The sequence below is a fragment of the Vibrio sp. genome, assembly GCF_984391705.1.
Genome location: NZ_CFHWOM010000014.1, coordinates 24,934 through 38,708 on the forward strand (window position 1 = coordinate 24,934; position 13,775 = coordinate 38,708).

Genomic DNA, 13,775 nt, shown 5'->3' on the forward strand with positions numbered 1-13,775 from the left:
AATAAATCACGATTGATGGGAAAGTTATGAATAAACTAAATAAGACTCAACTCGCAGTGTGTATCTTGGCTGCCATCCCAATGATGGCGGTCAGTAAGGATACGAGTAAATTGCAAAAGCTGGATTCCGATACGACCGGGATCGAGGTTGAAGCGCATAAACAAGAAGACAGCTCTCGTATTTATCTTGATGAAGGTGCCATTTGGGCAAGTCGAGATATTACACGCTTTAACCCGGTACTGGATGTCAGTGTCGGTGACGAGTTAGAAGTGGTTGAAGGCACTCTTAAAGATGATGTGAGTTTTACAGTCAGCTCTAACTACAGCTACTACATGGAGCGCTACCAGATAGAAATCTATCGGGGGGAAGATCGTTCACTATCCCAACCTTTAAAGGTAATTGAAGGTACAGAAGTCGCCAATGACATCGACATTAACTGGGATGGAAGCACTGACATTGGTTATGAATTTGCAATCGGTAACCAGCTTCAGTTTCGATTTAAAGCGTGGGACAAAGACGGCAATATGGATATCACCACCGTTGGGGTGATTGATTTGGTTCGTCCGGACTCTGAAATCGATATCGATCGTAATGATGCTCAAGAAGGTATCGGACGAAGCTTTGGTCGTGCAAAGCTAATGAGACATAACATTCCAACGAATGCTGGCTTGGCGAAGTTTATTGGCACCGGTTTAAAAGGGGTGGATAAAGTCGTCATTGGAGAAGATGAGTTTGAAGTCGAAGATGGTGACTTGTACGCTGAGCAGTTTTTGCCAGCTGATGCTTACATGTTCCCGACTAAAGTTATTTTTGACAACGGTGATGAACGTCGTTACCAGCTTTATGTTCGCATTCCGGAAACTTACTATGTACAAGCGGGTTTAGCTGACTTTTACATTGGTAAAAACAGTGTCACGGGGAACACAGGCGCGCTAGGGGTAGATGAACAATATCAAGATGACATCTATAACCAAGGGCGTATCGCCTATTTCAGTCAAGGTAAGTTTGGTGACAAGCTTCGTGTTACCACCCACTTCGACAGCAAAGATGGTCGAATCCAAGACATATTTAAGCATCCATTTGCCGCAGACTCTTCAGACGTTTTCGATATTCTCGAAGATGATGATGAGCTGTATTACGGGGATTATGGCGATGGAGCCAACATCCATAAGGTTGTAAATACCAAAGGTAAAGTCTACCTAAACCTTGAATACGATAAGTCTCAGGTTCTGTGGGGCAATTACAATACAGGGCTGACAGGAACGGACAACAACGACTACAACCGAAGCTTATACGGTTTTAAAGGTGACTACCGCACTCGTAGCACTACTCAGTTCGGTGAAGATAGGTTAAATGTGGTTGGCTTTGCTGCCTCCGCAGACTCCGCGTTTGCTCACGATGAACTACTAGGGACTGGTGGTTCACTGTACTTCTTGCGTCATGGTGAAGTTGTTCCGGGCAGTGACAAGGTGTACGTAAAAGTTGTTGATAAAAACAGCAGTATCACTAAACAAGAAATTCCGCTTCAGTCTGGACGAGACTACGAGATTGACCCATACCAGGGGCGAATCATTTTAATGCGTCCACTAAGTAATATCATTGCTGATAACTTTGGGAGTGTTATTGATGACACACCAACGGGCGGCTATGAAAACTACCTAGCGGTGGACTATGAATATGTGCCACGAGGTCAAGATGCGCGCGATGCCATGACCTATGGCGGCCGTGTTAAAGGTTGGGCGAACGATTACATTGGTATTGGCGCCAACTACGCGACTGAAGAGCGAGATAACCAAGACTATGAATCTTATGGTACAGATCTAACGCTTCGTGCGACCGAAGGTACCTATTTGAAAGCTGAGTGGGCGCACAGTAAAGGTCGTCAAACCGATTCAAATTATGTTTCATTTGATGGTGGCTTAACCTTTAGCCCAATTGGCAGTGACTTGGACGAACGTGAAGGTGACTCGTTGCAAGTGAAAGGTGTCGCAAACCTTTACGATATTGCACCGAATCTCTTTGGCGCGGTAGGTAATGACGTAACCGCTTGGTATAAATCCAAAGATGCAGGCTACAGTTACGCGAGTCAAAGCGATGATTTAGAACAAGAATCGTACGGCACAGAATTACGACTGCAAGCCACAGATCGCTTGAGCTTTGCGACGCGCTTTACCTCGATTGAAGAAACTGAGCTCGATGGGACGAAAACCACCGATACTCAACAGGCTGAATTGGAAGGTCAGCTGAAAGTAACGGACCACATCAAGCTGTCGGCGGCAGGTAAGCAAATTGAAGAGCTCAATAGTGAAAACGAGAAGGGTAAGGGAACGCTGGCCGGCCTTCGCGCAGATTACATTTGGGATAGTGACAACAGCGTGTATGTGAAAGGGCAGAAAACGGTTGATAAGCAAGATCAGTATGACGCCAATGACAGTGTCTCGGTGGGCGCTGAATTTAGAGTCTTTGAAGATTTAAAGCTTGGCGCAGAGTACACCACGGGGGATCGTGGTGATGCGACAGAAGCGACAGCGACTTATGATATTACCGATAACTACTCAACTTATTTGACCTATGAAGATGACACGTATGAAGGGGCAAACAACGTTATCATTGGACAACGAGCGGACCTGACATCTAACGTCGACTTTTACCAAGAAAACCAGTTTGTCGATGAAAACAACGGCAAAGGACGTATAGACTCGTTTGGCTTTGGCTACGACATGACGGATGATGTCGATTTCGGTATTGGATATCAACAAGGCTTTATTGAGAAAAAGAACGACCAAGATCCAACCAAACTTGAAGTTACAGAGAGAAAAGCGATAACCTTTACCACTAATGTGGATGTTGACGATGTGTCGTTCAAGAACAAGGTTGAATTCCGAGTTGATAAGGGCAACGAGAACGTCGATCCTGCTAAACGTAAAGTCGAGCAGTTTGTTACGACCAACCGTTATACTCAGCATCTAACTGAAGAATACACCCTCTTTGGTAAGTTCAACTATTCGAAATCTGTCAGTAAATCTACGGATGAAACGCTAGAGAGGTTCGTGGAAGGGACCGCGGGAGTCGCTTATCGGCCTATCTATAATGACCGCCTTAACCTACTAAGCCGCTACACCTACATTGCTGACAAAGACAACTTAGATCGTGATGTTGATTACTCCAATGAGCAGTCACATATCATTGAAGTTGAGGGCATCTACTCGGTCAACGCTAAAGTGGATGTTGGTGCTAAATACGCGCACAAAGACAAAAAAGAAGACTTTGAGCGTGCTTCCGGAAACGTTGAGACCGTCGAAAGTAATATTAATTTGTATGGTGTGAGCGCTTCTTACCACGTTATGAAAGAGTGGGATGTTACGGGTGAGTATCACTGGAAAACAGACACATTAAATGATGAATTGGAGCATGGTGCTCTGATTTCAGTGAACAAACACCTATCGGACAACTTTAAAATTGGTGTTGGTTACAACTTCTCTGGATTCGACAGTAATTTAGCGAATGACGATGATTACGACGCGCAAGGCGTATTTATTAACTTAGTTGGTAAAATCTAAGGATCACCCATGAGAAAGAACAGTATTAAACTTCTGATTGCAGGCTCGATCCTGGGTATTTCCGCTTGTTCGACGGATGCGTACGTGAGTAAAGAAAATATCGATAAGTTTGGCGATCCTCGAGTAGAGAAGTTTCTCATCCAAGAGTGTATTGTGCCTGAACGAGATATTCGCATTGCCATGGCTTCGCACTTTGAGTTTGATAAGTCTGATCTGCAAGCTGAAGACAAAGCGTCCATTGACCAACTTATCGAGAGTATTCGCCACTTGCACGGTCAAATTGCAGTAGTAGGGCATACGGACTACCAAGGCAGTGATGACTACAATGTGAAGCTGTCTCTGCGCCGTGCAGAAGCCGTAAAAGCATATATGCAAACTCAACTTGACCCAGTCCGTTACGATTGGGAAGTGAAATATTATGGGGAATCAAAACCGCTGGTGGCAGGGACATCTAAGCAGGCGAATGCGGAAAACCGTCGAGCCTATGTGGTATTCGAACAAACGCAAACGAAACAGGAAAATCCGTTCTGTGATCCCCCAAAACCTGAGCGTAAAGTTTTTGTTGCTATGACCTCACACTTTGACTTTGATAAAGCAGATTTAAAAGAAGTTGATAAGCCATCTTTGGAGGAATTTGCAAATAATCTCAAGGGGTTAAATGGACGCGTAATGATAGCAGGTCATACAGATTACCAAGGTTCATTGAGCTACAACGAAAAGCTAGCGGAAAGAAGAGCGCTATCTGTGCAACACTATTTGCAAACGAAACTAGACCCTAACCAATATGTGTGGGAAGTTAAATCTTTCGGAGAACTTAATCCGGTCACGCAAGAGCAATCGGTGGATGCTAACGCGTTAAATCGTCGAGCATTCATTGTCTTTAAGGAAGGGGAGTTACCGCCTCAACTTTAAACACACTACGCGTCAAGTGTTATCCAAAGGGGCTTAATGCCCCTTTAATCATAATAAGAAAGGGAGTAGAGAATGGAGAAAGTACAGGTCGTTATTGATTTTCTTCTGACTCATAAATTGGTTTTCACCGCACTTATCATATTCATTATCGCTTTGATAAGAAGATTAGTGCTGTGGAAAATTCGTGGTGATGTTGCGTTTGTATCGGAAGAACAACGTCACTGGATGTCACGGACAAAAAATGGCACATTTGCCTTAACGGTTCTTTTACTGTTTGTCCTTTGGCAATCTGAAATCAACGAGTTTGCACTCTCGGTAACGGCAATTGCAGTTGCGATAGTTGTGGCATCTAAAGAGATCATTCTCTGTTTCACGGGCTCTATCCAGCGAGCAAGCTCTCGTTCGTTTCGTATTGGAGACTGGATTGAAGTAGGTAAGATTTGCGGGGAAGTCATCGAACACAACATGATGGCGACTGTTATCCAAGAGATTGACCTTTACCACGGTCATTACCACTACACAGGTAAAACCGCCACACTACCTAACAGTATGTTTTTTACTTACCCAGTAAAAAACCTCAACTTCATGAAACGCTACGTTTACCATGACTTTTCAATAGTGGTACCTGCGTTTGTGAACCTCTATCCGATGATCCCGGACATGCTTGAGAAAATTGATAGCCATATCAGTTACTTCAGTGATGTGGCGAAACGATACAACACCGTTATTGAGAAGCATGCAGGAGTCGACCTACCGGGCTCTGAACCTCATATACACATTACAAGCGGCTCGACTGGCGAGCAGATTGTTCATTTCATGCTGTTCTGCCCAACAGACAAAGCCACACACTTAGAGCAAGAAATCCGAGCGGACTTTATGCAGCTTTACGAGGATAGATTCCCCAAAGAAAGCGAGAATAACTAAGGCTCATTGAAGAAAATAAAAGGAGATCAAGGATGATCAAGCAAGTTGGCCCAACCCTAATCAAAGAGAAACATAAGCTCACGTGCCATTGTGGAAGTGTGGAGTTAGAGCTCTCTCTTCCTAATGGTATAGAGAAACCTCGCCGGTGTGATTGCTCTATGTGCCGTCGTCGCGGAGCGATCGTTGCGTCGGTAAAATTAGATGGTATTAAAGTCCTCAAAGGGGACAACGAGCTTAGGCTGTATCAGTTTAATACCCACACCGCGAAGCATTATTTTTGTTCTAAATGCGGCATTTATACCCACCATCAAAGACGTTCTGCTCCAGATGAGTTCGGTTATAACCTAGGTTGTCTTGAAGGTGTGAATCCATTTGATATTGGTGAGGTAGTAACCAACGATGGGGTGAACCATCCCGCCGATCGCTAGCTATATCGATTCAGCACCTCTCGGCGTCAAATGGCTGTTATTGTGACGATAAAAAACGTGATTCGACCTATTGCCTGAAAGGGAGTATGTTGCGCCTGATTGCTTATATCTGTTATTTGCGTGGTGCAGCGCTTTGCTTCGCCCAGGATAAAACTACTAACTAAGGACTCGCTACTTATATAAGCCTTGCTCTTTGCGGAGCAAAACACCGCACCCGCAGGTGAAGTTCTATCCATAGAGCCTTTTGTACAGCTCAACTTGGATTTGAACTAGGCATTGCCATCACTCTGTGGTGCACGTCTTTAATTGTGATTTGACGTTAGGCTTAGTCAATGAAGTTCCTGTTGGACAATAAGCTAGTGTACGCATTCTTCGTCCGTATTTCGGAAAATGCTTATCTAAATGGCTTATGCAATGTATTTGTCATGCTACTTCCTGTCTCTTTACTCTCTGCGTTTAGCATGCTGATTGGAAATGGCTTAAATCTTGGTGGTTATTCTGAAATAGGCAGTCGTGTGCTGTTTGTTAGTACATTGGTTTGGAAAATGTTTCCAATCCTACTCTTGGTCTATTTTTCAGATTTCTTGGCGCGTTTACATCGTCTTTCTCGTACGACGGTGATTACTCCGTCACTCCTCATCTACGTGATCTTATGCAACGAGTGGGGATTGCTTCACGCAGGCTCGGTTCTGCCATCTAACTACCCATTGGCAATCATAACGCCAGTTATGATTGCGTTTTCAGTTCGCAGGTTGTTACGCAGTAAGCTAATCATTCGTTCAGAGCTCCCCAATGTTGTAGACCAATCGCTAAACTTAGTGATTGGTACATTACTATTGGTCACGCTTTACGTTGCGGCAGGCTATGGTGTCGGTTATTGGCTAGAAACCAATTCCTATCTTCAGGGGTTGTTGCCATCACTTGATACACATTCACTGTTTGATGCGGTTTGGTATGAATTTCTAAGAAATCTATTTTGGTCGATTGGGATCAACGGTCATATTATTTTTTCTCCTTATAAGTCAGAGCTGTACGCATTAACTCAGTCTAGTTTTGAGATGAATGCACAATTTGGTACGCCATTACCAATTTTGACCAGCAACTTTTATGACATCTACGCAGGGATCGGTGGTGCAGGTAACACTTTGAGTTTGGTGTTCTGCATGTTGTTCTTTGCAAAAAATAAAGGATATCGTGCATTGGCGTTGGCGGCGTTTGTACTGAGTGCATTTAACATTAACGAACCAATACTGTTTGGTTTGCCTGTTATTTTTAACCCTGTTTTGCTGATTCCTTTTATGCTTGCTCCGATTGCAGGGATCTTGATTGCATATTTTGCTATTTCGATGGGGTTTGTTCAGCCAGTATCAGAGTTTATCAGTTGGATGACACCGCCTTTATTGAGTGGCTATATGGCAACAGGCGGAGACTTCGCAGCGAGTATCCTTCAGTGCATTATTGTATTGGTAGGTATGGTGATTTACTTGCCGTTCTTTAAGCAAATGGATCAAATAATTGGTCGCCACAAAATCTTTTCTAAAGATACGTCGGACGAATTCTTTAACTACGAAGAGTTGGGTAGTGGGCGTAACGTGACTGGATTGTTCCCTCATATGAGCGGGAGTCTGGTGGCTCAAAAGGTCATCCGAGATTTGCAGGAAAATGGCGATTTTGTTCTTTTTTACCAGCCGCAATTTGATGTGAACAAAGAGTGTGTCAGCTCTATGGAGGTGTTGATTAGACATCGCGCCTACGACGGTACAATCTCGCCACCTACTTTCTTATCGAGTTTTGCAAAGCTTGGGCTAACGGCCGAAATGGACTTATGGGTCTTAAAGGAAGCTTTGGGTGAAGTTGGGCCATTGGCGAGCAATCCAAGTTTTAAAGTGTCCATTAACATATCACCCGATACTTTCTTGGTTCCAGGCTTCGCTAAAACGGTCATAAGACTGATTGATCAAAGTGAATTAAATTACCATCAAGTCGAGCTGGAAATTACCGAAGAGCTGCTCATTCAAGATGAAGAGACAACGTCTAGCGTTTTGCAAGAGCTTAGACTCTTAGGGATCCAAATTGCGCTAGATGACTTTGGTTCAGGTTATTCGTCAATTGGTTACTTGTGTAAATATGAGTTCGATAAAGTAAAAATTGATCGTTCTCTTGTTATGAACTTGAAGCACAGAAATGGTCGCGAATTATTCCGATTGACGAGTGAACTCGTGAGGACGACCGGCGCGGCAATTGTAGTTGAAGGAGTAGAGACTGAAGAAGAGCTTGAACTGATTCAAGAACAAGGTATTGGTTTAGTTCAGGGTTACTATTTCTATAAACCGATGCCATTAGAACAAATATGCCAGACGGTCGATTTTTGCAGCGAACGCTCTCATGAAGCGACGACTTTGATGGCTGTATAAATGAAAAGAGGAGCTTACTGCTCCTCTTTTGCTGCGTTTTTAACTAAGTCTATACTTGGCTTTTTTCTTTAACGCTATATTAACCAGTGCTATCAATACTGGCACTTCTATAAGTGGACCAATTACGCCAGCGAAAGCTTGATCAGAATTGATACCAAAAACAGCAATTGAAACCGCTATAGCGAGTTCGAAGTTATTCCCAGTAGCTGTGAAAGCGATAGATGCATTCTTATCGTAATCAATGCCAAGCTTCTTACCCACATAGAAGCTAACAAAGAACATCACCACAAAGTAAATGGCTAATGGAAGCGCAACGCGTAAGACATCCATTGGCAACTCAAGAATCATCTCACCTTTTAAGCTAAACATTAGTACTATGGTTGCGAGTAACGCGATAAGTGTTATTGGCGAAATACGTGGAATGAACTCGTCGTTGTACCATTGTTCACCCTTTTTAGCGACCAGGATCTTACGGCTTAAAAAGCCAGCAAGAAAGGGTACACCAAGATAAATCAGCACACTTTCTGCAATATCCAACATAGAGATATCAACGGCAAAGCCTTGGTAGCCAAATAGTGGAGGTAGCACCGTGATAAACAACCAAGCCATAAAACTGTAGGTCACAATTTGAAAAGCGCTATTAATGGCGACGAGTGCCGCGCCATACTCTTTATTGCCGCCACCGATATCATTCCAGACCAGTACCATGGCGATACAACGGGCAAGACCAATCAATATAATGCCAACCATATAGCCAGGGTGATCGCCTAGAAATGTGATTGCAAGAACGAACATGAGAATTGGACCAACAATCCAGTTCATGATGAGCGAGAGCGTTATCGCCTTTTTGTCTTGTTTGACTTTACCTAGCAGGGTGTAGTCAACTTTGGCCAATGGTGGATACATCATCAATAACAACCCGATCGCAAGAGGAATGTTCGTACTCCCAACTGAGAGAGATTCGTTCCATTCAGCCACGTTGGGGAAGAGAGCGCCGATACCTACACCAATAGCCATCGCAACAAAAATCCATACGGTCAAGTAGCGGTCTAAGAAGCCCATGTTATTGGCGGCACTTTGTTTCATCACTTGTGTGGTCATAATTTTGCCTTTTCGTTTATCGTCGAATGACGATTAATTGGTCGTGCTAAATACGGTTATAAACCCGTTAGATGTCGGATTAATTAAAAATGGAACCAAACAGCTGGTTGAACTCTTCAAGCGTGTCTCGCTTCACGCGGTAACACACTTTGGGAGGGTTAGGCTCAGCAAGAATAAAGCCTGCTTGCTTCAATATTCTAAGGTGTTCTGAAACAGTCGATTGAGCGAGTCCTAGCTCAGATACGAGATCGCTGTTTAAGCAACCACCAAGTTTATCTAGTGTAAACAGTATCTTAAGTATGCGTACGCGAGCAGGATGTGCTAATGCTTTGGCCTGCTTAGCGAGCAAAGCTTCTTGCTCAAGTTGGGCTTGAGTTGAGCTAAGAGCCTGTTGGTTGGCGAAGTTACATTTATCGGACATATATTAAATAGTTCATCGTCGAATTGCGATTAATATAGCGGGAAAACGAGGTCTCTGCAAATATAAGAATTGCTTTTATAAATTCATTGTAATTTATAAACAAAATCATAAGTTTGAGTTATATTGCTCTACAAACAACTAACAGATGTATGGCTATGCGAATAATAATACTCTTAATTTCTTTGATTTTAGTCGGATGTACTCAGCCCAAAGTCGTCACTCCAATTCAACCGGATACTAATTGGACTCAGGGTGAGCTAGGCAACGGGCTTAAATATCACATCTATCCGACCGATAGTGAACCCGTATCGTTGCGTCTCTATGTTCACGTTGGTTCTGCTCAAGAAAGTGCTCAGCAAAAAGGCTACGCTCACTTTTTGGAACACATGGCGTTCAATGGAAGCAAACATTTTACCTCTAACGATGTGGTTAACATGTTTGAGAAAGCTGGCTTAACCTTTGGTGCCGATATTAATGCCTACACCAGTTACTATGAAACCGTCTACAAGCTCGATTTACCTAACAACAATCAAGTTAATGAAGGGGTTATGTGGCTACGTGATATCGCAGACGGCTTAACCTTATCTTCTTCAGAAATTGAGAAAGAGAAAGGGGTCATTCAAGGCGAAATCCGTCGTACTCGACCTGAACACAAAAGCTTGTCTGAAAAGTACTACGATCATTTGATTAAAGGTACTTCGCTTGAGGATCTTGACCCGGTTGGTTCGGCATCGTCGGTGAGCAATGCGACAGCAGAGTCAATTAGTGAGTTTTATAAGACATGGTATAAGCCTCAGTATACAGAAGTCGTTATTACTGGTGACGTATCTGTAGAAGAGGCCAAGCAGCTTGTTGAAAAGCATTTCTCAAGCTGGAGTAAAACAGACGATGTTAAAGGTGACAGCACTAAGCGTGATACTCTTGTGTTGTCGGACTACACAGACACTATAGGCGAGTTTGATGCGCCAAGTCTGAGTTTGGTGATGGATCGCGCGCCAGCGAGAGTTGATACTCGTGAGCAGTTGTTGGCGTCTTGGTTTGACGAGATTGCTTTGCAGATCATTCATCAACGAGTGGAATCTGTTTTTCAAGAGTCGGCGATCCCACTGCAAAGCCTTGCTATTACACCTTACTACATGAATTACCGGCGTAATGCTTTGTTCTCTATCGCATTTAGCGTGGATAGCCGTCAAGCGGTGCAACAGGAATTCATTGATACCTTAGCGTCGCTGCGCGATTTTGGTGTCACTCAAAATGAGTTAGATACGTCTCTTGCGTATTATCAACAGTTACTCAAGGACATTGATTACAACTGGAGTCAGCAAGATGCGATTACTTATGCTGAAGACCGCGTGTGGGCGATTTCAACGCAGCAAACCAGCCAATCAAAACAAGACTATCAAGCAAGTTTAGATGCTTTGCTATCTGAGGCGAGCATGGAGCGCATTAATCAACAGGTCGAGTCGATTTTGACCGATGAGTACTTTATCATCTTTGGCGCCGATGAAACTGAGTCAGTTGAACAACTTGCTTCACAAATTCCGTTGCTTCGTGACGCCATGTTAGTGAAAGGAACGGCACCTGTCGCTTTGATTCAAACTGCAAAAGAGCTGACTGCACCTTCTCAAGCGGGCAGCGTGGTTAGCCAACAAACTCATAAGTATGGCTCGCATATTTGGACACTGTCGAATGGTATCGAAGTATGGTTGGAGAATGACCCAACGACGTTAGATACAGTCAACATTGTTTATGCGAGTCAAGGTGGTAAAGCGTCACTGCCTCCAGAGCTGTTTGCCGCTTCTCAATTAGCAATACCCGTTGTCGTAAGAAGTGGGGTTGGCGAGTTTAACGGCACTGAGTTTGACTCTTACCTCGCGAAGAATAACTTGGAAGTGTTCCCGTTTATTAATTTTACCCATCATGGCGTTGAGATGGGCGCGTCAAAAGATAAACTTGCTGATGCACTTAAAGTGATTTACAACATTGCTACTAACATCAATGTTGACCCACGTCAGATCAGTGCAATTCAGCAGGAAACGTATCAAAACCAAGAGCGTTACCTGGCGACACCATATGGCCAATGGGAACGAGCGATTAATCGCAACACTTACCAAGCCCGCAGTCGTCACTACTTCCAAACCGCACCTGATTTCGCGGCGGTAAACGAAGAACAGATTCGTCAAGTTCACCATGAACTGTTTGCTAAGAACCGCGGCAACAAGTTAGTCATTGTGGCTGATTTGACGCCAGAAGAGCTGACTCCGCTACTAAGTCATTTCATCGCTTCAATCCCACTGGAGAGTGCTCAAGCACCAGATTACCAAGTTGCTTACCAAACAAAGCCAGAAAAACGTGTTGATCTGGCTATCCACAATGAGCAAAGTGGTGTTTATTTGCTTCGTGTGACTAATCCGACTGCGCAAATGACGAGTGCAAAAACGGCATTTATCGACGATATGATCCAGAGATTATTGGCTAAACGACTGACTAGCTACGTACGCGAAGAGTTGGGCTTAGATTATGCGCCAGATGCTTACTCAGTGTCACATGACCAAGAGCCAAGTACCGATTGGTTTATAGAAGCGCAGGTCGCGCCTCAAGATATTGCTAAGATTGAAGCAGCAGTCGATAAGGTGATGGCGGATATTGTCTCACAGGTAAGCACGCAAGACTTTGAATTGGTTTCAAAGCAACTTTCAACCGCGCTGAATCCGCTGAAAGATAAGCCAGTTGATAGAACGTGGTTCTATGCTCGTTACTTGATTCATGGTTACGGTATTGATTCTTTGAACGATGTTGATGCGATGATTAGCTCGATTAAGCTTGAAGACTTTAGAGCAAGAATAGAAGAGTCCTTTGGCAAAAACGCCATTAGAGCCAAGTACACCTTAACACCAGAGGTTAAGTAACCCAGCTAGTAAAACAGCCGCTTTGAAGCGGCTGTTTTTTTACTTAGAATAACGCGCGAGCTTATGCCCAATCGCGAAACTGATGACTGCAATAGTCACAGTAATTAGCACGCTATACACATAACCCACTGTGGTGGAAACGCCAAATCCCCATACTAAAGAAAACACTAAACCTTGAAAAGCCTGATATGGCCACTGCAAGAGCGGAAAGTGTGAATCGCCTGCAAGGAGGTATGTCATGTCAGCTAAGCTGATTAGCACAAATAGTAGCCCGGTAAAGTTTTCTCTGCTCATTGGTGAAAATTGTAAATCTTGAGGTAAGTTTTAAGTAGTTTACCTCCATTGTTTTTTACGAGCTATTAGAATCCAACCTGCTAATGGCGAAAAGAATCATGCTTGATAAAGTGATCAATCTGATCAGGAACAAAGGTGCTGTAAATTAAACTGGTATGGCTTTTAGGCGTTTCTATGTGATCAGACATCCCATCAATTTTGGTTTCTTCAACGGTCACCGTTCCGTCCGATGGAAGTCGTCTGTCCATTAAAAGTAGCGCGCGAGCGCCAATTGGCAAGGTACCCGCAATACTTCCGAGTTTTTGAGGGAAGTGCCATTCACCTTGATGCTCACTTAAGCCAAAGTGGGGGGAGTTTCCTAGGAGTGTTCCCATGCCTAGTTCCTGAAGTCGAGTCACTATAGAAGCTCCGCGCAGAGGGGAGCCTATCGCAATAACATGAGAGATTTTCGAGTGACAACTTTGGCGAGATTGGAGGTATTGCTTAATGACTAGTCCTCCAAGGCTATGTCCGACCAAAATATTGGGCATCGTTGGGCTTAGCGCATTGTCTATAAGAGAGAATAGCCTGTGCTGATTGATAGCTACACTATTGTAAGTCAGTACTTTAGTCCGATAACCAAGGCTACGCAGATTACGACTCAACGGTTGCATCACCATTCCGTGCATGTATAGCCCATGTAATATGATGATTTTCATATAAGCCTCCTTGGGACAGGTGAACTAATAATACAGTGTTTTTTTGTCTGTTATCCAATAAATTTCTAATGTTTGAGCTAATAGTCTAAAAAGTTGAACAGCCAGAGAGCTATT

9 protein-coding genes are annotated in these 13,775 nt (G+C 43.7%); 6 read left to right on the plus strand and 3 right to left on the minus strand.

Features of this window, described 5'->3' with window-relative positions:
* Positions 1-26 precede the first annotated feature (26 nt).
* The 5 genes from AC4MRV_RS10465 to AC4MRV_RS10485 all read left to right on the plus strand — a co-directional run bounded on the left by AC4MRV_RS10465 (position 27) and on the right by AC4MRV_RS10485 (position 8,238).
* On the plus strand, positions 27-3,560 hold the full coding sequence (locus AC4MRV_RS10465; RefSeq protein WP_491187287.1) for a hypothetical protein: 3,534 nt from the start codon (positions 27-29) through the stop codon (positions 3,558-3,560).
* A gap of 9 nt (positions 3,561-3,569) precedes the next feature.
* Positions 3,570-4,472: an OmpA family protein gene (locus AC4MRV_RS10470; protein WP_491187288.1), complete on the plus strand. Its 903-nt coding sequence runs from the start codon at positions 3,570-3,572 to the stop codon at positions 4,470-4,472.
* Positions 4,473-4,544: 72 nt separating this feature from the next.
* Positions 4,545-5,396 carry a mechanosensitive ion channel family protein gene (locus AC4MRV_RS10475; RefSeq protein ID WP_491187289.1) on the plus strand — a complete coding sequence of 284 codons (852 nt, stop codon included), beginning with the start codon at positions 4,545-4,547 and terminating at the stop codon, positions 5,394-5,396.
* Between the two features lie 32 nt (positions 5,397-5,428).
* Positions 5,429-5,824 (plus strand): GFA family protein, encoded by a 396-nt coding sequence (locus AC4MRV_RS10480; RefSeq protein WP_491187290.1) that lies wholly within the window; start codon positions 5,429-5,431, stop codon positions 5,822-5,824.
* Between the two features lie 332 nt (positions 5,825-6,156).
* On the plus strand, positions 6,157-8,238 hold the full coding sequence (locus AC4MRV_RS10485) for an EAL domain-containing protein (protein WP_491187291.1): 2,082 nt from the start codon (positions 6,157-6,159) through the stop codon (positions 8,236-8,238).
* Between the two features lie 39 nt (positions 8,239-8,277).
* Here the strand turns inward: AC4MRV_RS10485 and arsB are convergent, their stop codons facing one another.
* Both arsB and AC4MRV_RS10495 read right to left on the minus strand, forming a co-directional pair.
* On the minus strand, positions 8,278-9,339 hold the full coding sequence (arsB, locus tag AC4MRV_RS10490; protein WP_491187292.1) for an ACR3 family arsenite efflux transporter: 1,062 nt from the start codon (positions 9,337-9,339) through the stop codon (positions 8,278-8,280).
* A gap of 79 nt (positions 9,340-9,418) precedes the next feature.
* Positions 9,419-9,760, minus strand: a complete 342-nt coding sequence (locus tag AC4MRV_RS10495; protein ID WP_491187293.1) for an ArsR/SmtB family transcription factor — start codon at positions 9,758-9,760, stop codon at positions 9,419-9,421.
* Between the two features lie 155 nt (positions 9,761-9,915).
* Between AC4MRV_RS10495 and AC4MRV_RS10500 the strand changes: the two genes are divergently transcribed.
* Entirely contained in the window at positions 9,916-12,669 is a 2,754-nt protein-coding gene (locus tag AC4MRV_RS10500; protein WP_491187294.1) for a M16 family metallopeptidase, read from the plus strand.
* Between the two features lie 374 nt (positions 12,670-13,043).
* Here AC4MRV_RS10500 and AC4MRV_RS10505 read toward each other — a convergent pair whose 3' ends face one another.
* Positions 13,044-13,661, minus strand: a complete 618-nt coding sequence (locus AC4MRV_RS10505) for an esterase/lipase family protein (protein WP_491187295.1) — start codon at positions 13,659-13,661, stop codon at positions 13,044-13,046.
* Positions 13,662-13,775: the final 114 nt, after the last annotated feature.